This is a genomic window from Sphingobium quisquiliarum P25 (genome assembly GCF_000445065.1).
In the GTDB taxonomy this organism is placed as follows: Bacteria; Pseudomonadota; Alphaproteobacteria; order Sphingomonadales; family Sphingomonadaceae; genus Sphingobium; species Sphingobium quisquiliarum.
In genome coordinates, this window is the sequence record NZ_ATHO01000175.1 from 41,589 (window position 1) to 66,835 (window position 25,247).

The 25,247-nt window shown below is 62.8% G+C and carries 23 protein-coding genes; 17 read left to right on the plus strand and 6 right to left on the minus strand.

Translation table 11 applies throughout. From position 1 onward, the window contains the following. Nucleotides 1-2,502 (plus strand): BREX-1 system phosphatase PglZ type A, encoded by a 2,502-nt coding sequence (pglZ, locus tag L288_RS41595; protein WP_021240100.1) that lies wholly within the window; start codon nucleotides 1-3, stop codon nucleotides 2,500-2,502. 11 nt (nucleotides 2,503-2,513) lie between these two features. Beyond that, entirely contained in the window at nucleotides 2,514-4,589 is a 2,076-nt protein-coding gene (gene brxL / locus L288_RS41600; RefSeq protein WP_031305002.1) for a BREX system Lon protease-like protein BrxL, read from the plus strand. A gap of 22 nt (nucleotides 4,590-4,611) precedes the next feature. Here the strand turns inward: brxL and L288_RS41605 are convergent, their stop codons facing one another. The 3 genes from L288_RS41605 to L288_RS41615 form a co-directional block, all read right to left on the minus strand. Beyond that, nucleotides 4,612-5,031 (minus strand): thermonuclease family protein, encoded by a 420-nt coding sequence (locus L288_RS41605; RefSeq protein ID WP_021240102.1) that lies wholly within the window; start codon nucleotides 5,029-5,031, stop codon nucleotides 4,612-4,614. Beyond that, nucleotides 5,028-6,281, minus strand: a complete 1,254-nt coding sequence (locus tag L288_RS41610) for a tyrosine-type recombinase/integrase (protein ID WP_021240103.1) — start codon at nucleotides 6,279-6,281, stop codon at nucleotides 5,028-5,030. The genes L288_RS41605 and L288_RS41610 overlap by 4 nt, the downstream gene beginning before the upstream one ends. Before the next feature lie 147 nt (nucleotides 6,282-6,428). Continuing rightward, on the minus strand, nucleotides 6,429-7,022 hold the full coding sequence (locus tag L288_RS41615) for a JAB domain-containing protein (protein WP_021240104.1): 594 nt from the start codon (nucleotides 7,020-7,022) through the stop codon (nucleotides 6,429-6,431). Between the two features lie 130 nt (nucleotides 7,023-7,152). On the opposite strand from L288_RS41615, the gene L288_RS41620 reads away from it, so the two are divergent. The 15 genes from L288_RS41620 to L288_RS41690 all read left to right on the plus strand — a co-directional run bounded on the left by L288_RS41620 (nucleotide 7,153) and on the right by L288_RS41690 (nucleotide 21,282). Next, nucleotides 7,153-10,371 carry an intermembrane phospholipid transport protein YdbH family protein gene (locus L288_RS41620; protein WP_021240105.1) on the plus strand — a complete coding sequence of 1,073 codons (3,219 nt, stop codon included), beginning with the start codon at nucleotides 7,153-7,155 and terminating at the stop codon, nucleotides 10,369-10,371. Beyond that, nucleotides 10,368-10,556: a YnbE family lipoprotein gene (locus tag L288_RS41625; RefSeq protein ID WP_021240106.1), complete on the plus strand. Its 189-nt coding sequence runs from the start codon at nucleotides 10,368-10,370 to the stop codon at nucleotides 10,554-10,556. Before L288_RS41620 ends, L288_RS41625 begins: the two co-directional genes overlap by 4 nt. Beyond that, nucleotides 10,553-10,954: a YdbL family protein gene (locus tag L288_RS41630; RefSeq protein WP_021240107.1), complete on the plus strand. Its 402-nt coding sequence runs from the start codon at nucleotides 10,553-10,555 to the stop codon at nucleotides 10,952-10,954. The genes L288_RS41625 and L288_RS41630 overlap by 4 nt, the downstream gene beginning before the upstream one ends. Nucleotides 10,955-11,126: 172 nt before the next feature. Next, nucleotides 11,127-11,450 (plus strand): AtpZ/AtpI family protein, encoded by a 324-nt coding sequence (locus L288_RS41635; protein ID WP_021240108.1) that lies wholly within the window; start codon nucleotides 11,127-11,129, stop codon nucleotides 11,448-11,450. Between the two features lie 48 nt (nucleotides 11,451-11,498). Next, a complete protein-coding gene (locus L288_RS41640; protein ID WP_021240109.1) occupies nucleotides 11,499-12,284 on the plus strand; it encodes a F0F1 ATP synthase subunit A in 786 nt (261 codons plus the stop codon). A 53-nt stretch (nucleotides 12,285-12,337) separates the two neighbouring features. Then, the gene (locus tag L288_RS41645) at nucleotides 12,338-12,565 is read left to right on the plus strand and encodes a F0F1 ATP synthase subunit C (RefSeq protein WP_021240110.1); all 228 of its coding nucleotides are present in this window, start codon (nucleotides 12,338-12,340) and stop codon (nucleotides 12,563-12,565) included. A gap of 87 nt (nucleotides 12,566-12,652) precedes the next feature. After that, nucleotides 12,653-13,147: a F0F1 ATP synthase subunit B family protein gene (locus tag L288_RS41650; RefSeq protein ID WP_021240111.1), complete on the plus strand. Its 495-nt coding sequence runs from the start codon at nucleotides 12,653-12,655 to the stop codon at nucleotides 13,145-13,147. After that, nucleotides 13,140-13,754, plus strand: a complete 615-nt coding sequence (locus L288_RS41655) for a F0F1 ATP synthase subunit B family protein (RefSeq protein ID WP_021240112.1) — start codon at nucleotides 13,140-13,142, stop codon at nucleotides 13,752-13,754. Before L288_RS41650 ends, L288_RS41655 begins: the two co-directional genes overlap by 8 nt. Nucleotides 13,755-14,159: 405 nt before the next feature. After that, nucleotides 14,160-16,076: an excinuclease ABC subunit UvrC gene (uvrC, locus tag L288_RS41660; protein WP_031305003.1), complete on the plus strand. Its 1,917-nt coding sequence runs from the start codon at nucleotides 14,160-14,162 to the stop codon at nucleotides 16,074-16,076. A 218-nt stretch (nucleotides 16,077-16,294) separates the two neighbouring features. Continuing rightward, nucleotides 16,295-17,029: a DNA repair protein RecO gene (gene recO / locus L288_RS41665; protein ID WP_021240114.1), complete on the plus strand. Its 735-nt coding sequence runs from the start codon at nucleotides 16,295-16,297 to the stop codon at nucleotides 17,027-17,029. Nucleotides 17,030-17,125: 96 nt separating this feature from the next. After that, nucleotides 17,126-18,172 (plus strand): 3-isopropylmalate dehydrogenase, encoded by a 1,047-nt coding sequence (gene leuB / locus L288_RS41670; protein WP_021240115.1) that lies wholly within the window; start codon nucleotides 17,126-17,128, stop codon nucleotides 18,170-18,172. A 10-nt stretch (nucleotides 18,173-18,182) separates the two neighbouring features. Next, on the plus strand, nucleotides 18,183-19,391 hold the full coding sequence (locus tag L288_RS41675; RefSeq protein ID WP_021240116.1) for a trans-sulfuration enzyme family protein: 1,209 nt from the start codon (nucleotides 18,183-18,185) through the stop codon (nucleotides 19,389-19,391). Nucleotides 19,392-19,424: 33 nt separating this feature from the next. Then, the gene (gene apaG, locus L288_RS41680; RefSeq protein WP_030538427.1) at nucleotides 19,425-19,823 is read left to right on the plus strand and encodes a Co2+/Mg2+ efflux protein ApaG; all 399 of its coding nucleotides are present in this window, start codon (nucleotides 19,425-19,427) and stop codon (nucleotides 19,821-19,823) included. After that, entirely contained in the window at nucleotides 19,820-20,611 is a 792-nt protein-coding gene (locus L288_RS41685; protein WP_031305004.1) for a LysR family transcriptional regulator, read from the plus strand. The genes apaG and L288_RS41685 overlap by 4 nt, the downstream gene beginning before the upstream one ends. A gap of 83 nt (nucleotides 20,612-20,694) precedes the next feature. Then, complete coding sequence (locus L288_RS41690; RefSeq protein WP_021240119.1) at nucleotides 20,695-21,282, plus strand: tetratricopeptide repeat protein; 588 nt, start codon at nucleotides 20,695-20,697, stop codon at nucleotides 21,280-21,282. Between the two features lie 404 nt (nucleotides 21,283-21,686). On the opposite strand, the gene L288_RS41695 is transcribed toward L288_RS41690, so the two are convergent. From L288_RS41695 to L288_RS41705, 3 genes are all read right to left on the minus strand, one after another. After that, nucleotides 21,687-22,721 carry a transglutaminase-like cysteine peptidase gene (locus L288_RS41695; protein ID WP_021240120.1) on the minus strand — a complete coding sequence of 345 codons (1,035 nt, stop codon included), beginning with the start codon at nucleotides 22,719-22,721 and terminating at the stop codon, nucleotides 21,687-21,689. Between the two features lie 94 nt (nucleotides 22,722-22,815). Then, entirely contained in the window at nucleotides 22,816-24,789 is a 1,974-nt protein-coding gene (parE, locus tag L288_RS41700; protein ID WP_031305006.1) for a DNA topoisomerase IV subunit B, read from the minus strand. Nucleotides 24,790-24,892: 103 nt separating this feature from the next. Next, the coding region (locus L288_RS41705) for a GcrA family cell cycle regulator (protein ID WP_021240122.1) at nucleotides 24,893-25,247 on the minus strand (355 nt) is incomplete at its 5' end.

A 25,247-nucleotide genomic window follows, 5' to 3' on the forward strand; every position in this document is an offset into this window, starting at 1 on the left:
ATGCAAGACAGGATAGCCAAGGGACTCGAAGCCCAATTTGACAAGCATCGGATCGTTTTCTGGTACGATCCAGGGCATGAATTCCGGCAGGCTTTCGATGCGCTGACGCTCGACGGTGTCGAAAAGATCGAGGTGGCAAACACGGAGTTCTCGGTGAAGCATCGCGTCCTGCGTGAGGAGCCGAAGCGGCGCTTTCTGCTCTATCGGGACGGACCGCGTCCGGCTGACATCGAGAACTGGCTCCTCGACATCGAACTGGCGCACGGGGTTTTCAAGAGCGATCAGGTTGCGATCTGGTTGGCGGACCTGGGGTTGCCGATCAGCTTCGAAGACGTTGTTCGGGAGCACCACGAATTCTTTCGCGCCGGGCGCCGGATGGAGAGGCTCAAAACCATCGTCCGCGGTGACGACACGAAGGCGAAGCTGCGCCTGAGGATGCTGGGCGTGTGCGCCGGGGCCGACGGCGACTTCGATACCGTCATCGAGGCGCTGTTGGGAGAGCTGGCAGCCGGGAAGGATGACAGCCTACGGTTGATCGACCGCGTTGGCCTGAGTGGCTTCCTCTGGGATCAGATGGAGCGGTTCTTCGGCTATCGTGCCAACAAGGCAAGTATCGGCGACTTCGCTATCGCTCTGTTCAAGTCCTGTTACCAGAGCGCGGTCGGCGGCGAAGCGATCCTGGCTCCGGAAGCCGTGGTGTTCTTCCGTCGCTGGAAGAACAACCGGAACGCGGAGGAGGCCTTCGCTACCCTCTCGGCCGAATATGCCGAGGCGTTAGGCGTTGCCCAGGATCTCATCAAACGCGACTTCCGCACCCTGATCGAAGTGGATTTCTTCGAGGAAGTCGACCGGGCGATCATCCGCGCCTTGGTCCGCGAGGTTGGCAATCAGACGGTGGCGCAGGGCGAAGTCCTGAACTGGATCCGTCAGCGTCGGCAGAGCCATTGGTACAGCGCTTATCGCGACCTCTACGAAGCGATCGGGTTCGCCGCCGAGTTCCAGCAAGCGATGGCGCAGGTCACGCTTGGTATGACCAGCCTCACGGAAGGCGTTGAACGTTATGCGAAGAGCTGGTTTAGGATCGATCAACTCTACCGGAAATTCATCTGGCGCATGCAGAAGTCCGGGCAGGCGACGCTGATGCGCGAGCTGTTCGAGCAGGTTGAGAACCACTACGTCAACAGTTACCTGATGCGCCTGAACGATGCTTGGCAGGCTCATGTCGACGGGACTGAAACCTGGTCGGCGACTCCGATCCCTGCGCAGCGTACTTTCTACAGGGAGCATGTGGGCGAATTTCGCCGGCGCGATCAGAAGGTGTGCGTCATCATTTCCGACGCGCTTCGCTATGAGGTGGCGGAGGAGCTGCGGGGGCGCATTCTTAGCCTTGACCGCTACGAGGCCGGCATTGATCCGATGCTGGGCTGCCTTCCGAGCTACACCCAGTTAGGGATGGCGGCGCTTCTGCCAAATGGTGAGTTGCAGATTGCGGACAACGACAGCGGCACCGTGCTGGTGAATGGTCAGAGTTCACAGGGAATAGAGAACCGCAAGAAAATCCTGGCGAACGGAAGGACGGGAGACAGAACAACGGCCGTGAAGGCGGAAGACCTCATGGCACTGGACAAGGATGATGCACGAGCGCTCGTCCGCGATCATGATGTCGTTTATGTCTATCACAATTTGATCGACGCGATCGGCGACAAGCGGGATTCAGAAGAGCGCGTTTTCGAGGCCGCCGAAGACACGATAGAGGAGATCGTGCGGGTCGTAAAAAAGCTCAATGGCGCGAACGCTAACAACATGATCGTGACGTCCGATCATGGCTTCATCTACCAGCATCGGCCGATCGAAGAGAGCGACTTCTCCTCTGCGCAGGTCGAAGGGGACGTGATCCTTTTCCGCGACCGGCGTTTCATCCTCGGTCACAGTCTGAAGGGCAATCATGGCCTGCGACGCTTCGCGCCGGAGCAGGCTGGTCTCGAAGGTTCGGTGGAATTTCTCATCCCCAAATCCATCAACCGGCTTCGTCGGCAGGGATCAGGGAGCCGATTCGTGCATGGCGGCGCGACCCTTCAGGAGATTGTCGTTCCCGTCGTCAAGATCAACAAGAAGCGGCAGAGCGACACAACAGCGGTTGAGGTAGAGATCATCGGAAGCTCCAACCAGTTGATCACGTCTAGCCAAATATCTGTCCGCTTCTACCAAGTGGAGGCCGTCACGGAGAAAACCCAGGCGCGCACGCTCAAAGCAGGGATTTATGCACAATCGGGCGAATTGATCTCGGACAGCCACGAGCTTGTGTTCGACTTCAGATCTGAAAACGCGCGCGAGCGCGAAGTTCCGGTCCGGTTCCTCCTGCTCCGCCAGGCCGACGAATTCAACGGTCAGGAGGTGATCCTGAAGCTGGAAGAGCGGCATGGTGATACGTCCCACTTCAGGGAGTACCGCACGGCTCGCTACACGCTGCGCCGCAGCTTCTCGAGTGATTTCGATTTTTGATGGGGGAAGCGATGACCGCGCTGGATGATAAGATCAATGAACGCTTCCCGGGCCTCGTGGTTCGCAAGGACCTGGTCAAGGCGGTAAAGGGCAATGCCATTGTCCCGTCCTACGTGTTGGAGTTCCTGCTCGGCCAATACTGCGCCACCAATGACGAGAGCTCGATCCAATCAGGGATCGAGACCGTTAAGGAAATCCTTCGCAAGCACTACGTTCATCGCAATGAGGCGGGGCTGATCCGATCGAACATCCGGGAAAAGGGCCGATGGAAGGTGATCGACAAAGTCAGCGTTGATCTCAACACTGACAAAGATGCCTATGAGGCGACCTTCGCCAACCTGGGCATCAAGAAGGTCATCATCGACTCAGACACTGTGAAGGCTCACCCCAAGCTGCTGGTTAGCGGCGTCTGGTGTATTGCCGACGTTGAGTACGAGCACAGCGAAGACAAGAACGTCGAACCTTGGATTCTAGGGAGCATCAAACCGATCCAGCTATCAAAGTTTGACTATGAGGCATTTCTCGGCGCGCGCGCGGGATTTACGACCGATGAATGGATCGACCTGTTGTTCCAGACGGTCGGCTTCGATCCCGAGATGTTTGGTCGCCGTAGCAAGCTCCTGCAACTGATGCGCCTCGTGCCCTTCGTCGAGCGAAATTACAATCTGATCGAACTGGGACCGAAGGGTACCGGCAAGTCGCATATCTTCTCGGAGTTCTCGCCGCACGGCATCCTGATTTCAGGGGGCGAAGTGACGGTGCCCAAGCTGTTTGTCAACAACAGCTCGGGAAAGATCGGATTGGTCGGCTACTGGGATGTCGTAGCCTTCGATGAGTTTGCCGGTCGGCAGAAGCGTGTCGACAAGGCGCTTGTTGACATTATGAAAAATTACATGGCCAACAAGAGCTTCTCGCGAGGAGTGGAGACGCTTGGCGCCGAGGCGTCGATGGTCTTTGTCGGGAACACCAAGCACAACGTTCCATACATGCTGAAGCACACAGACTTATTTGAGGAGCTTCCCGAGAAATACTATGATTCTGCCTTTATCGACCGGCTTCACACCTATGTCCCGGGATGGGAGATCGACGTTATCCGTGGGGAGATGTTTGCGTCCGGTTACGGTTTTGTCGTTGACTACCTCGCCGAAATCCTTCGACACATGCGTAATGACGACTACTCCAATCGCTATCAGGCCCTTTTCACGCTTTCAGCGGACATTTCGACTCGTGATCGCGACGGGGTGAATAAGACCTTTTCGGGCATGATGAAGCTGCTCTTTCCAGCAGACAATGCAACCGAGGCTGAAGTCGAAGAGATTCTGCACTTGGCTGTGGAAGGGCGGAAGCGGGTAAAGGATCAACTTCTTCGGATAGACAGCACATATCCGGAGACGGACTTCTCGTTCACGGCGCAAGATGGGCGGAAGGTCGTCGTCAAGACGCTCGAAGAGACAGAGTACCCGCAATATTATCACAAGCGTGCGGCGGGCCACGACGGTCCGACGCCCGAGAGCACAGGTGATGTCAAAGGTGCGTCCACCTCAAACGTCGTGCAGCCCGCGGCTGAAGCAAAAACAGATGCCGTTGGTCCGCGTGAAGGACACAAGGTTTTCAGTGAGAACCAAAAAGGGGTCACGTTCGCCGATCTCTTCTGGCCCTGGCTGAACGGGGCCACAAATATCGTCCTCACTGATCCCTACATCCGTATGTTCCATCAGCTACGGAACTTGATGGAATTCATAGAAATGATCGCTCAGCACAAAGCGCCGGAAGATGAGATGACGGTTCACCTGATAACCTGTGCAGACGAGGGTTACCCAGAAAAGCAACAATCTAATTTAATTGCGATTGAGGCTGCGGCGGAGGCTGCAGGAATCAAATTTTCTTGGGAGTTCGACGGGACCAACACGATTCACGCTCGGCATCTCGTGACGGATCGAGGTTGGAAGATCAGCTTAGATCGGGGCCTCGACATATTTCAGAAATTTGAGCTGAACGATGCGTTTAACTTAGCCAATAGGTTGCAGGCGTATCGCCAGGTGAAAGCGTTCGAGGTAACGTATCTTCTCAAAGGCGATGCAACATGAGGTAAGGGACAAGTAGAGCCCATCAATGGCCGCCCTCGGCAACGCCAGCAGCGCGCATGGCGTCTCCCAATGAACGGCCGTCGATCTGGCAGCGGGCGATCACGCGATCGAAGGATATGACACGCTCGCTGCGTCCGCGTTCGGCCCTGCACAGGACGGATCGACCAAAAGCGATCCTGGTAAGTGTTTGTTTCGCCGCTTCACCCGCAGAGCCATGCAATTCCGGTGCGTTGAAGTCAGCGAGACGAACCTCGATCCATTCTTCCGGCCTGTTGGTTCGCCCGACGCACAGGCTGTCCCCATCGCCCACGTATCGTATGGTGCCCCCGAAGGTTGCCCCGGGTTGTTTGGGGAGAGGGCCTTCACATGGATCGGCCGCGGCTGGGGCGGCGAAGCCAAATAGCACAAAAATCGCGGGGACAAGGAGTGAGCACTTGTTCATGCTGCTTTCCTTAGAGCGCGATTGCCCCGCTTCTTGGCTAAAAGTGTGCGGACAAATTTGTCCCATTTGGCCATGGCAGCCCGCTTCTCGGGCATATAGTTCCAGCGGTCATAGCTCTTCGAGCTGACGTCCTGAAGCGTGTGGTTTTGGAGGCGATCACGGATTTCCTTAGAGAGTCCTGCTTTGCCAGCCAGCGTCTTCCAGGTCCTGCGTAGGTCCCGGTTGGTGACATATGGAATCACCTCACGATCACGCTGTCGCCACATGAAGGAATAGAGCGTACCATGGCTGACGGGCTTCGAAGGGTCCTTGGCTGACGGAAAAAACCAGCCGTGAGCGTTGGGTGTGATGGACTCGATCAGCTCGGCGGCGGCGCTGGGTACAGGGATGGCATGAGGCTTGCCATTCTTTGTCTTGGACCAGTCGATTATACGCTCCTTGGCATCCCACTGATCGATGTGCAGCCGAGCGATCTCCTCTACGCGCTGTCCGGTCAACATGAGAATGCGGACAGCCCTGGTGTAGGGCGGATGGACAGGCGTGTCGGGGCATTCGAGCCACCGATAGAGACGCAGGAATTCTTCCTCATCCAACCAGCGCGTCCCAACCTTCTTGGGTTCCGTCGGAATGCCGGCAGCAGGGTTGTAGACGAGGCGAAAGCGTCGAGAAGAAAACGATCGATAGTCGTGCTCTGATTTCAGGCCCCAGCTAAAGGCGGAACGGATATAGCTTCGGACGTGGTCGGCCATCGACCGCTTTCCGCGCTCGTAAATGGGGCGGATTACATCGGTAATTTCCTCGGGCTCAATGTCCCGCGCTGGGCGGTTGCGTCCGAGTGTGTCTGCGACTTTGTTCAACCCCTTTTCGGCTTCCTTCCAGGAAGGCTTCCCTGCGTCCTTGAGATAGGCGACATAGGCTTCGAAGAGGTCCGCGACTGTGCCAGGTCGGGTGTCGCCAGCGATCTTGATGCTCCGACCTTTCTGGATCATATCGGCAAAATCGCGCTGAAAGACCTCTCGCGCCTTCGAGAGTGGCATCGCGGGATACGCCCCGAGCTTCTTCTTGATCCGCTTTTGGTCCCGCCACTGCTGAGCCATCCAGTCCGCTGTCACACGTGTTGGCATTGGCTTCATCACCAGAACCAGGCGGCCGGTTCCGTGTCCCTCGCCATCGACGAGGCTAAGCTGCTTGCCGGTCTGCTCTACCTGTTTAAGGGCGCGGCGAATTTCTCCATCTGTAAGGCTTGGCACTGGGGTCTCCCGTCGGCTTCCAAGTGGGGTCGCCAGACGATTTTGTGGGGTCGGCGACTGGGGTCAAAAAGGGCGTCGATCCCCTTAAAACCGACCCCAATATGCCACGATATCCGGCAGTACGACAAGCCAAAAAATCATTGTGTTTCAATGGTATTGAGCGTGATCCAGCGTGATGGAAAAGGGGGTAGTAGGATGGTTGTGGACGAGGATCAGGCTGGCTGAGCCCAACTCCATCGCGCGCTTGATGATTTCCCGCGTGTAGATGGCGGCCTGGTCGACCGATCCGTCGCCCATATGATCGTCCCGCAGCAACTGGTTCCGCGCGTTGAGATGCAGCACGCGCACCCGCTCCACGGACAGGAAGGCCATATCGGCGCGCAGATAGTCGAGCAGAGCCTGCCAACTGGCCAGCACCGGCTTTTCAGCGACGCCGTTCCGCAGCATCCTGATCAGCGTGGCGTGGACGATCTTGATCGCGGCGATGCTGGTGTCGCCCATGCCGGGCACGCGCGCGATCGACTGCCAGTCGGCGGTCATCAGCCCGCCGATGCCGCCAAATTCGCGAAGCAGCGCCTTGGCGAGCGGCTTTGTGTCGCGGCGCGGAATGGCGAGGGCCAGCAGATATTCGATCAGTTCATGATCATGCAACGCGTCCCCGCCGCTTTCCGCCAATTTCCGCCGCAGCCGGGCGCGGTGCCCAACCCCGTCATGGGGCGCACTTTCTTCCTTATTCGCCAACGCTCTATCATTCCCTGTTCAGCAAAGGACGCTATGCGTTGCACATTCGGCGGGCAAGGATATTTAGAGGCCATCAGACGTTATGATGCCGTTACAGATTTGAGGACATAAGCCGGGGTTGGCGACAGGCATGGAAGATGAGGACGGCGAAACGGACGTTCGCCGGGCCTGGCTGCGCTGGCTGGGCGTGGGAACAGGGTCGCTGGCCCTGATTCTCGTCGCGCTCTGGACGCAGCGCGCGCCGATCGCGGAAAATTTCATCGGGCGGGAAATGAACCGCCGTGGCGTGCAGGCCCGCTATGACCTGACGCAGGTGGGGCTGCGCACGCAACGGATAGAGAATATCGTCCTGGGCGATCCGGCCCGGCCGGACCTGACGGCGAAATGGGTGGAAGTGGACATTGCCTTCACCAGCCTGTCGCCCCATGTCGCTGCGGTCCGGGCCGGGGGCGTGCGGCTGCGCGGGTCCTACCGGGATTCCGTGTTGCGGCTGGGCGAACTGGACAAGTTCCGCGACCCTTCCTCCACCACGCCGTTCAGCCTGCCCGATATCGTGCTGGCGCTGTCCGGCGCGCGGGTCGAACTGGACACCGACGCCGGGCCGGTCGGCATGCAGATCGATGGCGAGGGCAATTTGCCGTCCGGTTTTCGAGGGAAGATCGCCGCAGCCATGCCGGATGCGCGCCTGGCGGGATGTGGGATGGCAGGCATGACGGCGACGCTGAATGTGGCCATGCAGGATGGGCGGCCGCGTCTTTCCGGCCCCGTAAGGGCGGCGGCGATCGGCTGTCGCGGCGCGGACATCGCGATCGCGAAGCCGGTCGCGGATGTGGATGTACGCTTTGGTAAGGCGCTCGACAGGTGGGAGGGGCATGCGGCGCTGTCGGGCGTGGCGCTGCGGTCGAATGGCGTGCTGCTGGCGCGGCCGGACGGGCGGATCGATTTCAATGGCTCGGCCAAGGCGATGGCGGGGCGGGTGCGGATCGGCGCCGACGCCCTGTCCGGCGCTGGCGCTGCGGCGGGGCGGACGGAGTTCAGCGGCGTCTGGCAAATGGGCGAAGGGGGTTCACGCGTGCAGGGCAGGCTGTCCGCTCATCAGCTTCGCATGGCGGGACGCGATCCTTTGGGCGATCTCAGCCGATCGGCCAGCGGCACGCCGGTCGGCCCGCTGGCGAATCGTCTGGCACAGGCGGTGCGCCGGGCCAGCGCGGGCAATGTGTTGCAGAGCAATCTCGCCTTCACACAGCGTGGAAGTGGGGGCAGCATCGTGTTGAACGGCGTCCGGTTCGAAGCGCGTAGCGGCGCCAGGGCTGCGATTCCCGGCGATGGCCGTGTCACCATCTCCTGGCCCGGACGGAGTGGCAGCGCGATCGACTGGGCGCTTGACGGGTCGATGACGACGGAGGGTGGCGGCCTTCCCAAATCGGCGTTGCGGCTGGCGCGCAGGACGGGCGGCGGTTTTGGCGGTCAGCTGTTCGTGGACAGCTATGCGGCGGATGGTGCGAAACTGGCGCTGGAGCCGGTGCGCTTCCAGGCCGGGCCGGGCGGCGACACGCGCTTTTCCACCACGGTCAGGCTGGATGGGCCTCTGCCGGGTGGACATTTGCGGGGGCTGACCATGCCGGTCGAAGGGCGGATGACGGCGGGCGGAGTGATTGCGATCAACAGCCGCTGCGTGCCGCTGTCGCTGGCCGAAGCGAAATATGGCAGCTTCACCATCGGGCGGACGCGCCAGACGCTGTGCCCGGTTGACGGGGCGCTGGTCGCAACCGGCCCATCGGGTTTGCGCGGCGGCGCGGAAATCCGGGGGCTGACGCTGTCGGGCAGGAGCGGGGACAACCCGATGCGGCTTTCCGCCGATCGCGCGCGACTGCTGCTGGGGCAGATGGGCTTTGCGCTGACGGGTGCGGAACTGGCCATCGGATCGTCCGAAGCGCCTGTCCGGTTGAGCGCGGCGAGCCTGAACGGCCAATCGTCGGCGCGGGGGTTGAGCGGGACGTTGAGCGGCGCTGGCGGGAAGATCGGCACCGTGCCGCTGATCATCGAGGACGGCGCGGGCAACTGGAGCTTTGCCGCCGGAACCCTCAAGCTCGCTGCTGGCGTCATGGTGCGCGATGCGCAGGCGCCCGGCCGGTTCCAGCCGCTGAAGGTTCCAGACTTCCGGCTGACCTTGAAGGATGGACGCATAGCCGCGACAGGTTCAATGCGGGTGCCGCGCAACGACGCCCTGGTGGCGCGCGCCGACATCGCGCATGACCTGTCGACCGGCCGCGGCAAGGCCGATCTGGCGGTGCCCGGCCTTGTCTTTGGACCGGACCTTCAGCCGGAGGAAGTCACCCGCCTGACCCTGGGCGTGGTCGCCAATGTGAAAGGCACCATCAGCGGTGAGGGCCATATCCGCTGGAATGGATCCAACGTCACCAGCGATGGTGTTTTCCGCACGGACAACGCCAATCTTGCCGCTGCTTTCGGCCCGGTGGAGGGGCTTTCGGGCGAGTTGCGCTTCACCGACCTGCTGGGCCTTGTCAGCGCGCCGGGGCAGGAGGTGCGGATTCGCTCCGTCAATCCGGGTGTGGAGGTGCGCGATGGCATCGTCCGCTATCGGCTGGAACCGGGCCAGCATGTGCATATCGAGGGCGGCGGCTGGCCCTTTTCGGGCGGACGTCTGGACTTGCTGCCGACTATCATGGATTTCAGCGCCGATGTGGACCGCTATCTGACGTTCCGCGTGATCGGCCTGGACGCGGGCGCCTTCATCCAGGCGATGGAGCTTGAGAATGTGTCCGCCACCGGCACGTTCGACGGCATCATGCCGCTGATCTTCAATGCGGAGGGCGGGCGCGTGGCGGGCGGCGTGCTGGTCGCGCGGCAGCAGGGCATGCCGCCGCTGATCATGCCCGAAGGCGTGCTGCCCTCCATCCCCTGCGACCCCAACCGGCAATCAGGCACGCTTTCCTATGTGGGGCCAGTGTCGAACCAGCAACTGGGAGCGATGGGGCGGCTGGCCTTCGACGCTCTCAAGGACCTGCAATATAAATGCCTTACCATCCTGATGGACGGCGCGCTGGATGGAGAGATGGTGACCAATGTCGTGTTCAACGGGGTGAATCGGGGAAGGATCGGCGATGCTCCGGCGGGGCTGGCGCGCAATTTCACTGGCCTGCCTTTCCTGTTCAACGTGCGAATCGCCGCGCCCTTCCGCGGATTGCTCGGCACGGCGAAATCCTTCATCGATCCCACGACCCTGATCCAGAACAGCATCGGCGATCAGATGCAGGAGAAGATCAGGGAAGGGATTGCAGTTCAGCCTGCGGAAAGCGACACTGTGCAAAAGACGGAGCAGAAATGAGGAAAGAAGCGATCTTTGCAGTGGGCTGTGCGGGGCTGGCGCTGGGAGGCTGCATCCAGGTCAAGGCACCGGACAAGCCTATCGAAATCAACCTGAACGTGAAAGTGCAGCAGGAAGTCGTCGTGCGCCTGCAACGCGACGCGCAGGACCTTATCCAGAATAACCCGGAGTTGTTCCCGCAATGACACGCAAATTTCTGATGATCGCCGGTTGTGCCGCCATTGCCCTGGCGACCGGGCTCGCCGCGACCGCTCCGGCCTGGGCACAGTCGGGCGCGGTGGCCGCCGCCATGGCGGAAGGGGCGGTGGGCGAACAGGCCGATGGTTATCTGGGCATCGCCGGAACCGTCAGTGCGGCGGTCCGCTCCGAAGTCGAATCGATCAACATCAAGCGCCGCGCCGCTTACACGGACCTTGCCAGCAAGCGGGGTGTCACCGTGCAGGACGTCGCCGCCGCCACGGGGTGCCAGACGCTCAGCAGCCGCGTGAAGGCGGGGCAGGTCTATCGCATCGGCGCCGGACCATGGCAGACCAAGGGCGCCGGGCCGATCGCCCTGCCGTCCTACTGCGCGACGGCGGGCTGACGGCGCGGGAGGCAGGGGTTTGCCCGGCGCTTCGAAGCTGCGGCGAAAACTCCTGCCCAACGATGGTTGACTATCCCGAAAGCCCTTTCTAAACGGGCCGCGCCTTGACGGGTGCAGCCGCACACGCCATGCCACCGGACCTGGGCTGAAAGCCCGAATGGAAGGATTGGCGATGGTAGCGGAAGTGCCCGGGCAAGACCCGGCGGATGAGGACGCACGGATCGCTTCTTTGGAGGAGCGGATCGGGCGGGCTGAGCGCGCTGAACAGGTCAGGCAGGGGACCTCGGGACAAAAGGCGGACGATGGGTCGCGCCTTGGCAACCGGGTACTCGCCGAACTGATCGGGGGTCTGGCCGGTGGTGCCGTGGTAGGTGGGACTTTGGACTACTTCCTGCGGACATCCCCATGGCTTCTGCTCGCTTTCCTCGGTCTGGGCATCGTGGTGGCGTTCAGGAACATCATCAGATTGACGACGGCAAAGCGTCCCGACCAATAAGGGGCGCTTTTGTCTTAGTCGAAAAGGTTAGACGTTACAGGGGTCAACGTGGCAGAATCCGGCAAAATCGATCCGATGCACCAGTTTGCGATCGAACCGCTGTTCGGTACGGATCACCTGTCGCTGGGCGGGTTCAATATCGCCTTCACCAACAGCGCGCTCTATATGGTGGCCGCCGCTGTGGTGCTGTGGATCTTCGTGGTCGGCGGCATGAAGCGCGAACTGGTTCCCGGCCGCTGGCAGATGGCGGTCGAATATATGACCGGCTTCATCAAGAGCCTGCTGATCGCCAATGTGGGCGAGGGCGGCAAGAAGTATATTCCGTACGTCTTCTCGCTGTTCATGTTCATCCTGCTGGCGAACCTGCTGGGCCTGCTGCCGCTGGGCCTGTTCGGCCTTCATCCCTTCACCTTCACCAGCCATTTCACGGCGACCGGGGTGCTGGCGATCCTCAGCTTCTCGATCGTGCTGGCGGTCGGCTTCTACAAGCATGGCCTGCACTTCTTCTCTCTGTTCGTTCCGCACGGCACGCCGCTGCCGATGATCCCGGTGATCTTCCCGATCGAGCTGGTGTCCTTCCTGGTGCGTCCGTTCAGCCTTGGCCTGCGACTGTTCGTCGCCATGACGGCGGGCCACGTCCTGCTCAAGGTGCTGGCAGGCTTTGTCATCAACAGTGCGAATGCGGGCGTGGGCTATGGCCTGACGGTCGGTTCGGCGAGCTTCATCCTGATGATCGGCATCAGCGCGCTGGAAGTGCTGGTCGCGGTCATCCAGGCCTATGTGTTCGCGCTGCTGACCTCGGTCTATCTGAACGACGCCGAGAATCTGCACTGAGTTTCCGCAATTTCATCAACGTTTGTTAGAGTTTAGAAAAGGGAGTTTACGACATGGACGCAGAAGCCGCAAAGCTGCTCGGTGCTGGCCTGGCCGCCATCGGTGCGGGTCTCGCTTCGCTCGGTGTGGGCAATGTGTTCGCATCGTTCCTCGAAGGTGCGCTGCGCAATCCGGGTGCTGCTGACGGTCAGCAGGGTCGCCTGTTCATCGGCTTCGCCGCCGCCGAACTTCTGGGCCTGCTGGCCTTCGTCATCGCCATGATCCTGGTGTTCGTGGCCTGACCGTTTGGAAAGCGGGAGGGTGGCCCGGTGCCGCTCGCCCGCTTCCCTTTGAATTTGACCGCGCCTTGATCGGACGGACCTCATAATATGCCTCAAATCGCGCAAATCGCCGAAACCTACGCTTCGCAGATATTCTGGATGCTGCTGACGTTCGGCTTCGTGTTCTTCGTCATCGGCCTGGGCATGGTGCCCAAGGTTCAGGCGACGGCGGACGCGCGCGACGCCAAGATCACGGGCGACCTCGACGCCGCCAAGGCCGCCTTCGCGCGCGCTGACGAGGCGGAAGCCGATTACCGCGCCCGCGACGCTGAAAACCGCGCTGCGGTTCAGGCGACCCTGGCGCGGGCCAAGGCCGAAGCCGCCAAGGTTGCCGAAGGGCAGCTCGCCGCAGCCGACGCAGAGATTGCGAGCCGGATCGGCGCTGCGGAAGCACGCATCCAGGCCGCCAGCCAGGCGGCCATGGCAGAGATTGAGACCGTTGCGGCCGAAGCGGCGCGCGACATGGTGGCACGCATCTCCGGCGTTCAGGCGTCGGACGAAGCGGCCCGCAATGCAGTAAAGGCGGCCCTGGCCCATGGCTGACGCAGCAGCACAGCAAAGCGAAGCTACTCCTCCGCACCTGAATGAAGCGATCCATGCGGAAGGGCTGGAGCCTGTCGGCACCGTCGCGCATGAAGGGGTTGCTCCCCACAGCGATCCCAAGGCCGTCGGCATGGATGCCACCGCCTGGGTCAGCCTGGCGATGGCGGTGTTCATCATCATCCTGCTGGTCAAGAAGGTGCCGGGCCTGATCGGCGGCGCGCTCGATGGACGGATCGCTCAGATCAAGAGCCAGCTGGCAGAAGCGTCCAAGCTCCGCGCGGAAGCCGAAGCGTTGAAAGCGGAATATGAGGCGAAGATCGCCGCTGCCGCAGGCGAAGCCGAAGCCATGCGCAAGGCAGCCGAAAACGATGCGGCGACACTGCTGGAGGACGCCAAGGCGAATGCCGCCGCTCTGGTCGCCCGCCGTCAGAAGATGGCGGAAGACAAGATCGGCGCCGCCGAACGCGCGGCGATCGCCGACATTCGTGCCAAGGCGGTCAATGCGGCGACAAGTGCGGCCGCGACCCTGATCGCCCAGAATCACGACGCGAACGCCGATCGTGCGCTGGTCGATGGCGCTATCCGGGGCCTTGGCACCAGCGTCTGATCACTGGAACAGCGCAACAGTCGAACAGGGCCGGTGCGGATCGTCGCACCGGCCCTGTTCGTTGCGTTGGTAGACGATGCGCTTGTAAGCGGGGCCGGAATGCTGGGAGGCATGGCCATGACCGAGCCTTCACCGGCGTTGAATCCCTGACCATGCTTGACCCCTAGGACCGATCGACATTCGGGAGATGGGGAGCCGAGCCGAAGGCCAGCGTAGCGAAATGGTGATTTTCGTGACCCGGCGCGCAGCGTCTTTACAGTAGGTGAGCACCGGAAGCGCGAAGAACCGCCATTTGCAGGCCGCCAGAACTGAATGCCGGTCGCTCTTGGGGTTACGGCCGCGGATAGTCGGTGAGCCGCTGGTCAAGGCCATTGCGCTTGCCACAGCCACCGCTATCTCTGCCCTATGTCGCATCCCCAATCGCCTGACCGTTTTCACGAAGACAAAGCCAGTTACACCGTTCGCGGCGCAGGAACGCCGGACATAGAAGCTGGCGTGGAGGCGATCCGTACCACGTTGAAGACGCTGCCGGTGCGGCCCGGCGTCTACCGCATGCAGGACGCGCGGGGCGACGTGCTCTATGTCGGCAAGGCGCGCGCCCTGCGGAACCGCGTCGCCAACTATACGCAGGTGGACCGCCTTCCCAAGCGGTTGCAGCGCATGGTCTCGCAGACGCGGTCCATGACGATCGTGACCACCAACAGCGAGGCGGAGGCGCTGCTGCTGGAAGCGCAGCTGATCAAGCGCTTTCGCCCGCCCTATAATGTGCTGCTGCGCGACGACAAAAGCTTTCCCTTCATCCTCCTGCGGGAGGATCACGCCTTCCCCCGGGTGCAGAAGCATCGCGGCGCGCGCAAATATAAGGGGCGCTATTATGGTCCCTTCGCCAGCGCCGGATCAGTGACGCGGACGATCAACGCGCTTCAGAAGCTGTTCCTGCTGCGGAGCTGCACCGACAGTTTCTTCGCCAACCGCTCGCGTCCCTGCCTCCTCTACCAGATCCGCCGCTGTTCCGCGCCATGCGTCGGGCGGATCGACGATGCGGGCTATGCCGAACTGGTGAAGGACGCGCAGGACTTCCTGGGCGGCAAGTCGACCGCGGTGCAGAAGAAGCTGGGGCAGGCGATGCAGGCCGCATCGGAAGCGCTGGATTTCGAACAGGCGGCCGTGCTGCGCGACCGATTGAAGGCGCTGACCTTCATCCAGGGGAGCCAGGCGATCAACGCCGATGGGCTTGGCGACGCGGATATCTTCGCGCTCGCTGCCAAAGGCGGGGCGATGTGCATCCAGGCCTTCTTCATTCGCGGCGGCCAGAATTGGGGCCACCGCAGCTTCTTTCCCGTCCATACGGCAGAGGTCAGCGAAGATGAGGTGCTGGCGAGCTTCATGGCGCAATTTTACGAAGAAGTGCCGCCTCCAAAGCTGATCCTGTCCGATCGCGCGCCCGCAGAGTGCGAGCTGATGGCGCAGGCCTTGGGCGAACGGCTGGGAGCCAAGGTGCGGATAGAGGTGCCGCAAAGGGGCGCGCGCACGCGGCTGATCCAGCAGGCGCAGCGCAACGCCGTGGAGGCGCTGGACCGGCGGCTGGCGGAAACGACGACGCAGGCCAGGGTGCTGGACGAGATGGTGGAGAGGTTCGGGCTGGACGGCGTGCCGGACCGGATCGAAATTTACGATAACAGCCATATTCAGGGCACCAATGCGCTGGGCGCGATGGTGGTGGCGGGGCCGGAGGGTTTCCGCAAGAACGCCTATCGCAAGTTCAACATCCGCAATCCCGACACCACGCCCGGCGACGACTTCGCCATGATGCGGGAGGTGTTCGAACGGCGCTTCGGCCGGGCGGCGCGGGAGGACCCCGATCGCGACGGCGGGGAGTGGCCCGACCTCGTCCTGATCGACGGCGGCAAGGGGCAGCTTTCGGCCGCGCGCGCCATATTGGAAGATATGGGGATCGAGGATGTGTGCATGATCGGCGTGGCCAAGGGGCCTGACCGCAATGCCGGGCGGGAGGTGTTTCACATGCCCGATGGGCGGGAAATCACCTTCCCGCTGAATCATCCCGTTCTTTTCTACCTCCAGCGGCTGCGGGACGAAGCGCATCGCTTCGCCATCGGCGCGCACCGGCAGAAGCGCAGCAAGGCGATCACCGTCAGTTCACTGGATGAAGTTCCAGGCATCGGCCCGTCGCGGAAGAAAGCTTTGCTGATGCATTTCGGCACAGCCAAGGCCGTAAAGAGCGCCGCGCTGGAGGATTTGCAGAAAGCGCCCGGCGTATCGAAAGCAGTTGCGCAACAAGTCTATGACTACTTCCACGGATGATTTGTTTTTGATTCATAGATGCTTGGCCGTTCTCAATAAGTCGGCAGTATAAGGAATATATTATAGAGGGCTGCAATACGATCTGCATGGCAGCCTGTTGCAGGCGCTGGCCCCGGTCCGAATTGACCACGCGCAGGAACCGAAATCACTCCATATCCGCTCTCATCAGCGTCGCGATGCCCATGGCGTTGGGGTGGGCGCGGCTGTAAGGGAGGGCCATGCCGGCGCTGATCACTCCCGCTTTGGTTTGCGCCGCACGGCATCATGGCGAACATGGCGCGATCGCGCGGCTATTGACACCCCATCATGGATTGCTGGCGGGCTATGTCCGGGGCGGGCGGTCGCGCGCGATGCGGCCGGTGCTGCTGCCGGGTAACGCAGTGAAAGCGGAGTTCCGCGCGCGGACAGAGGAGCAACTGGCGGGTCTCAGCCTGGAACTGGAGCATAGCCGCGCGCCCTTGCTGTCAGAGCCCTTGCCCGCCGCTGCCATCGATTGGGCGTGCGCGCTTACGGCGGCCGCCTTGTCCGAAGGGACGCCGCATCCGGCGCTCTTTCAGGCGCTCGACGGCGTGCTCGGTGCTGTCGAGGCTGCGCCCGCCGCGCGTGGATGGGCGGCGGCTCTGGTGCGCTATGAATTGCTGCTGCTGGCGGAACTGGGTTTTGGGCTGGACCTTGGCCGGTGCGCGGCAACCGGGGGAGACACGGACCTTGCCTTTGTCAGCCCCCGCAGCGCGGCCGCCGTCAGCCGTACCGGCGCAGAGGGTTATGAAAGCCGCCTGCTGCCGCTCCCCGCTTTCCTGCTGGAAGGAGGGACGGGGGAGTGGCGGGCGATACTGGACGGGCTGCGCCTCACCGGCTTTTTCCTGGAACGGTCGGTGCTGACCGGCTGGCGCGCCGATGTGCTGGCAGCGCGGGAACGGCTGGTGGAAAGGCTGGGCCGGGTGGTGGGCTAGCTGCAAAACACGCCTTGCGCATGGCGTCCGCATCTTGCAAGGGCGGGCCGGTTGCCGCCGCCATGCGGACGATGTGAATTTTGGATGAGGTTGGATATGTTGATCGCCCTTTTTCCCGGAGACGGTATCGGCCCGGAGATCGTCGCGCAGGCGAGGCGGGTTCTGGACGCGCTGGGGATCGACGGCCTCACCTATGAAGAGGGGCTGGTCGGCGGCGCTGCCTACAAGGCGGTGGGCCATCCGCTGCCGCCCGAAACGCTGGACCTTGCAAAGCGAGCCGACGCCATCCTGTTCGGCGCGGTGGGCGATCCCGACTGCGACTCGCTGGAGCGCCACCTGCGGCCTGAACAGGCGATCCTGGGCCTGCGCAAGGCGATGGGCCTCTTTTCCAACCTGCGCCCGGCCAAGGTCTTCCCCGAACTGGCGGACGCGTCCGCGCTGAAGAAGGAGGTGGCGAGCGCCATCGACCTGCTGATCGTGCGCGAGACCAATGGCGACGTCTATTTCGGGGAAAAGGGCATGCGCAAGACAGCCGATGGCCTGCGTGAAGGCTATGACATCATGTCCTATAATGAGGAACAGGTGCGCAAGATTGCGCATCAGGGTTTCCACGCGGCGCGCGCGCGGCGGGGCAAGCTCTGCTCGGTGGACAAGGCCAATGTGCTGGAAACCAGCCAGCTATGGCGCGATGTCGTGATCGAGGTGTCGGCCGAATATCCCGATGTCGCCCTGAGCCATATGTATGTGGACAATGCAGCGATGCAGCTGGTGCGCGATCCGGGCCAGTTCGACGTGATCGTCACCGGCAATATGTTCGGCGACATCCTGTCCGATCAGGCCAGCATGTGCGTCGGGTCGATCGGCATGCTGGCGTCGGCCACGCTCAACGACAGCAATCAGGGCCTCTATGAGCCGATCCACGGCTCCGCGCCCGATATTGCCGGGCAGGGCAAGGCCAATCCGCTGGCAACGGTCCTGTCGGCGGCCATGATGCTGCGTTACTCGCTCGCCATGCCGGAACAGGCCGACCGGATCGAGGCGGCCGTCGCCAGGGCGCTGGCGGGTGGCGCGCGCAGCCCTGACCTGGGCGGCACGATGAGCACGGTCGAAATGGGCGATGCGGTGCTGGCCACGCTGAATTGAGGAACGGAATATGAAGCGCAAGAGCGGTCAGGACCCGGAGATCACCAAGAACTGGCGGCCTGCGACGCTCGCCGTGCGGGGCGGCAGCGCGCGCAGCGAGTGGGGCGAAACGTCCGAGGCGCTGTTCCTGACCAGCGGCTATTGCTATGACCGGGCGGAGGACGCGGCGGCGCGCTTTGCCGGCGAGCAGCAGGGCATGACCTACAGCCGCCTTCAGAACCCAACCGTGGAAATGCTGGAAAAGCGCATCGCCCTGCTGGAAGGCGCGGAAGCATGCCGGTCCACGGCGAGCGGCATGGCGGCGATGACCGCGGCGCTGCTGTGCCAGTTGTCGGCGGGCGACCATGTCGTCGCTGGCAAGGCGCTGTTCGGGTCCTGCCGCTGGCTGACCGACACGCTGCTGCCCAAATTCGGCATTGAAACGACGACGGTCGATGCGACCGACAATGATGCCTGGGAAAAGGCGGTCCGGCCCAATACCAAGGTCTTCTTCTTCGAAACGCCCGCCAATCCGACGATGGACGTTGCCGACATGGCGGCGATCTGCGGCATTGCCAGGGCGCATGGCATCACCAGCGTCGTCGACAATGCCTTTGCCACGCCCGCATTGCAGCGCCCGCTGGAATTCGGCGCTGACGTGGTGGCCTATAGCGCGACCAAGATGATGGACGGGCAGGGCCGGGTGCTGGCGGGCGCGGTCTGCGGCACGGAAGATTTCATCATCAACACGCTGCTGCCCTTCCACCGCAATACCGGGCCGACGCTCGCCGCATTCAACGCCTGGGTCGTGCTGAAGGGGCTGGAGACGCTGGACCTGCGCATTCGCCGCCAGAGCGAAAATGCGCTGAAGGTCGCCAAATTCCTCGAGGGCCGGGTGGACAAGGTGCTTTATCCCGGACTTGAAAGCCATCCGCAACATGCGCTGGCCATGAAGCAGATGGAGATGGCTGGCCCCATCTTCTCGCTTTATGCCGGGGGCGGCCGGGAGGAGGCGCATGGCCTGCTCAACGCCCTGGAACTGGTAGACATCAGCAACAATATCGGCGACTCCCGCTCGCTGATGACGCACCCGGCCTCCACCACCCATTATGGCATGGCGGAAGCGGCGCGGCTGGAGGTCGGCATTACCGAGGATATGCTGCGCCTGAACGTCGGGTTGGAAGACCCGCAGGACGTAATCGACGATCTGGATCGCGCGCTCAAGGCGATAGGCCGTTGACGGGCAAGGGGTGAAAGGCGCATTCCTTTGGCCGTGAACGCGCTTTTCCCCTTCCATGCGACCACGCGCGGCATCAGCGTGCATGTGGCCGTGACATTCCTGCCCGAACAGTCGGAGCCCGATCGCGGCCGATGGTTCTGGGCCTATCATATCCGCATCGAAAATGACGGGGAGCAGCCGGTGCAGTTGCTGACCCGTCACTGGATCATCACCGACGGGCGCGGGACGCAGCATCGGGTCGATGGCGACGGCGTGGTGGGAGAACAGCCCGTGGTGCATCCGGGCAAAAGCTATGATTATGTGTCCGGCTGTCCGCTCAACACGCCCACAGGGTCCATGCGGGGGCATTATCATATGATCGGCGCAAGCGGGGAGACGTTCGACATCGCGATCCCGCATTTCGCGCTCATAGCTCCGGCGGTCGCTGAATGAAACGTACCCATTTGCCGCTGAACGGCCTGCGCGTTCTGGATGCAGCCGCGCGTCACCTGTCCTTCACGCGCGCTGCCGACGAACTGGCGGTGACGCCTGCCGCCGTCGGTCAGCAGATACGGGCGCTGGAGGATCTGCTGGGCGTCGTGCTGTTCCGCCGCACGCCCAAGGGGCTTGAGCTGACCCCGGAAACGGAAGCCGGGCTGGAGGCATTGCGGGCAGGCTTCCTGCAATTTGAGGAAGCGGTCCGCGCCATGCAGGCGGGGCAATCAAGCTCCTCGCTCACCATCGCGGCGCCGCGCGACATCACCGCGAAATGGCTCCAGCCGCGTCTGGCAGCCTATGCGGCGAGCCAGCCGGACATCAAATTCTCCCTCGTCGCGGCGGACGAAAGCCTGGACTTCACCGAAGCGAATCTGGACCTCGCCTTGCGCCTTGCCGAAGGGCCGGGCGAGCATGAAGGGGTGAAGCTGGGCGAAGCGTCTTTCGTGACCGTGGAAGGAACCGGGGGCGGCCCTGAGCACCGGATCGAATGGCCGGGTTGCCCGAACAGCGCGGAGCCGGCCACCATCCGCGTGGCCGATGCGGGGCTGGCGATCGAGGCTGCGGTGAACGGCTTTGGCCGTGCGACGGTGCCCTTGCTGCTGGCCCAGTCCGACATTGACGCGGGCCGGGTGCGGACGGTGGGGGATGCGCAGGGGTCGGCCTGCGGCTATTGGCTGATCGCGCCCTTGCCCCAATGGCGGCAGAAGAAGGTCAAGGCGCTGGTTGAGGCTTTGACCGGCTGATCGCGCCTGCCGCCTGCCTTGGGTTCGCGCTTTCGTAACCGGACCGGCTGCATGGTGCGGGAGGCGAAGGGGGGAAGGCGTTCATGTCCGGTCATGTTTTCAGGCTGAAATTCATTGCCGCTGCCGTGCTGCTGGGACTGGCGATGGCAGCGCAGGCGCAAGCGCCCTATGTCCCCGGCGTGACCGAGGCGCGGGAAAAGGAGTGGCGCGCATTGGTGGCGTCGGCGCAATCGGCTTATGCCGCCGGGCGCGCGTCCGATGGCGTGGAGCCTGCGCGCAAGGCCCTGGCGCTTGCGGAGGAGCTGTTCGGCCCGGATGATCCGCGTGCGCTGATTTCGGCCAATGATCTGGCGCTGCATCTGGAAGCCACCGGCCACTATCGCGAGTCCGAACTGCTGCTGCGCCGCGTCTTCGACGGCTATGCCCGCACGCGGGGCGAGGATGATCCCGGTTGCCAGATGGCGCTTGAAAATCTGGTCGACTTCTACGTCGCACGCAAAAGATTTGATGCTGCCCGGCCACTGGCGGACTATGCCCTGTCGACATTCCGCCGCACCACGGGCGCGCACAGCGGGCGGAGCAAGCGTATGGAAGGCGTGCTGGCCTCAATGCCTGCCGCTCCCAACGGTTCTGGCGGCGCAGCGCAGCAGGATGATGGCCATGGCGGCTGAGCACATCCGGCGCTCGTCAGCCAGTCATGGTGTAAGACCTCTTTAACAAAAGATATAACCCTTGGGGTGAATTGCCAACGCTTTACCAATCGTTATCCATGATGGCATCGGAGGGGCACCTTTTTTCCCATAGGTTTTCACCGGCTCATGCGCCGGACCATGAGGAACAGGAACGGCTCCGGTAAGCCTATGGGTCGCATCATGAACGGGCGATCGGTCTCAAGGACTGGTCGCCCGTTTTTTTCGCTGGAATGGATCAGCCACACGCAAACTCCCATCACCCCAGGCATGATATGCGGCGTCGAAATCCCTCACAGGACAAAAGTCCGTCCTCGCCTACCTCCTCAAACCCATCATCAAAGCAAGAGAAGAAGCTCTGAGAGAGCGGTGAGGGTCGTAACGGTTCAGCGGGCGGCGAACTGGACCGGCTGCGGCGGGGTCATGCGATAGCCGTGGGTCCAGCGGCCATAAGCGTTGAAGCTCATGATCGGGCGGTAGTCGCTGACCGAAGAGGATGGCAGAATCCGGTCGGTCATATTGTCGAGGATCATCAGATCGTCCCCGACCCGCGCCGCGAGAACTGCGTGGTCGGCCTGTCTCACCAGATCGCGGGCGATGACGAGGAACAGGGCGCGCCGGTCGAAGCCCGCTGCTTCGAGAAGCTGCATCTTGGCGATGGCATAATCTTCGCAGTCGCCCGCGCCGCGCCGCAGCGACTGGCTGGCCGAAGCCCAACTGTCATGGCCCTGCCGGTCGTCGGCGAAGCGTAGCTGGCGGTTGACCCAGCTGTTCACCATCGCCACCTGCTGCAAGCCTGTGGCGGCGCGGGCCGCCCGTATCAGGCTGGCCGGAAGTGCCGCGGCAGGGCTGGAACGAACGGCCGATGCCCATTTGTCATCGAGCGGCGTCCGGCTCACTGCCATGGCCACTGAGCCGAAAATGTCGGGCTGGCCATTGCGGGGAGCGGAGGTGATTGTCGCGGGCTTCGGCAGCAGGAAGGATTGCGGCTGAACCGGGGCTGCGGGCGTTGCCAGGAGGCCGCGCATGAAGGTGGGGACTAGGTCGGGCTGGCTGTAGCTGAAGGCAGGCGGGTTCAGCGTCAGGCGGACGCCCTGCAATTCCCATCCGGGCATCTGCGCGAGCATTTTTCTGATGCTGCCGTCATTGATGATGGCTTGCCGTTCGGCGAGCGGCGGCGGCCAGCCAAGCGGCGATGCGCTGCCCTGTTGCGCGCTGATCGCGGCGAGTCGGCTCATGCCACCGGCCAGCAGGGTGGATGCGAGGCGATCTGCATTGCCGTAGGCCGGACCGCTCAACGCAGAGGCCGTGGCAATCGACGGCACGCTGGTTTCGGCGAGCGCAGCGCCGCCACAAGCCGCCAGCAGCAGGGCGGGCGCGGCGCGGGAAGCGATGCGAAGGATCGGGGCGAAGCCTGACATGCTTGCCCATATCGCGCGGAAGGTTGAACATCCCGTGCCCCGCAGTGGTTAATGCGGCGCTAGCCATGAAAGCACGGCGCCCCTGAAAATGACGTCAGGCGTCGATCGCTTCTTCGTCCACAGTCGCGGCATTTTCCTGAATGAAGGCGAAGCGATGCGCGGGATTGGTGCCCATCAGCCGCTCCACCAATTCGCGGACCTGCTGCCGGTCCTCGACATCGTCGGGCAGGGTGATGCGGATGAGGCTGCGGGTCTTGGGGTCCATTGTCGTTTCCCGCAACTGGCCGGGATTCATTTCGCCAAGGCCCTTGAAGCGGCTGACCTCGACCTTCTTGCCCTTGAACTCCGTGGCGAGAAGTTCGTCGCGATGGGCGTCGTCCCGTGCGTAGAGGCTCTTGCCGCCTGCGACGATGCGGTAGAGCGGCGGCTGGGCGAGGTAGAGATGGCCGCGCCGCACCAGTTCCGGCATTTCCTGGAAGAAAAAGGTCATCAGCAGCGTCGCGATATGCGCGCCGTCGACATCAGCGTCGGTCATGATGACGATGCGTTCGTAGCGCAGATTGTCGGGATTGCAGTCCTTGCGCGTACCGCAGCCGAACGCGAGGATCATGTCGGCGATTTCCTGGTTCGCCAGTATCTTCGCCGTATTCGCCGATGCGACGTTCAGGATCTTGCCGCGCAGGGGCAGAATGGCCTGGGTCTTGCGATCACGCGCCTGCTTGGCCGAGCCGCCTGCGGAGTCGCCTTCCACCAGGAAGATTTCCGTGCCTTCGGGGCCATCAATCGAACAGTCGGTGAGCTTGCCGGGCAGGCGCAGCTTGCGCGCGGAGGTTGCGGTCTTGCGCTTCACCTCCTTTTCGGCCTTGCGCTTGAGCCGTTCGTCCATGCGGTCGATCACATAGGCGAGCAGCGCCTTGCCGCGTTCCATATGGTCGGACAGATAATGGTCGAAATGGTCGCGCACGGCATTTTCGACGAGGCGTGCGGCTTCGGGACTGGTCAGGCGGTCCTTGGTCTGGCTTTGAAACTGCGGGTCGCGGATGAAGACGGACAGCATGATTTCCGACGAAGTGACGATGTCGTCGGCGGTGATATCCTTCGCCTTCTTGTTGCCCACCAGTTCGGCAAAGGCGCGGATGCCCTTGACCAGAGCCGCACGCAGGCCGTTTTCATGCGTGCCGCCATCGGGAGTGGGGATGGTATTGCAGTACCAGCTATAGCTGCCGTCGGACCAGAGCGGCCAGGCTACCGCCCACTCCACGCGCCCGGCGGCGTCGGGAAAATCCTGATTGCCGGAGAAGAAGGCGCTGGTGGCGCATTCGCGGGTCCCCACCTGTTCCTTGAGATGGTCGGCGAGACCGCCAGGGAACTGGAATACGGCTTCGGCGGGCGTATCGTCGCTGATCAGTTCGGGCGCGCATTTCCAGCGGATTTCAACGCCCGCGAACAGATAGGCTTTCGACCGGGCGAGGCGGTAGAGGCGCGCCGGTTTGAACTTCTGCTCCCCGAAAATCTCCTGATCGGGAATGAAGCTGACGGACGTGCCACGGCGGTTAGGAGCCGCGCCGACCTTTTCCAGGCCGCTGGTGGGCAGGCCACGGGCAAAGCTCTGGCGGAAAAGCTCCTTGTTGAGCGCGACTTCGACCACAGTGACTGTCGACAGGGCATTGACCACGCTGATGCCGACGCCATGCAGGCCGCCGGACGTCGCATAGGCCTTGTCAGTGAACTTGCCGCCGGAATGCAGCGTGGTCAGGATGACTTCCAGCGCCGACTTGCCCGGAAATTTCGGGTGCATTCCGACCGGAATGCCGCGCCCATTGTCGACGATCGTCAGCTTGTTGCCCGGCTCCAGCAGCACTTCGATCCGGGTCGCATGGCCCGCAACCGCTTCGTCCATACTGTTGTCCAGCACCTCGCTGGCAAGGTGATGGAGCGCGCGTTCGTCCGTGCCGCCGATATACATGCCGGGGCGGCGGCGGACGGGCTCCAATCCTTCAAGGACTTCGATGGAGGACGCGTCGTAACCGGAGGAGCTGAGCGGCTGGCTCTGAAACAGATCGGACATGGCCCACAGCTATAAGCGGGTGAGCGGCAGGTGCAAGCGCAGCCAAGAAGAAGGGGCCGGTCATGGCGGACCGGCCCCTTGCTCGATCAGTGCTGCGGCAGCTTCAGCGGACGCGCGGACCGCCAAAGGGCAGGGGCGGCGGCGGACGGCGCGTGCCGCGCGGCAACTGCGCCTGATAGGCGCGGCCGCAATGTTCGACGCAATAGGGAAAGCCGGGGTTCACCGCTTCACCGCAGAAGTGGAAGTCGGGTTCGCCCGGATGGCCCATCGGCCATTTGCAGATGCGCTCGGTCAGGTCGAGCAACGTCGTCTTGCCCGCAATGTCCGGGCTGGGCTTTGCGGGAACCAGGCGGCGGGGCGGCGCAGGCGGGATCGGCGCCTGCTGGTCGCCCGGACCCTGACGCAGGAAGCCGCCTGGACCAACGGAAATGATGCGCGGCTGAGGCGCAGGCGTCGCG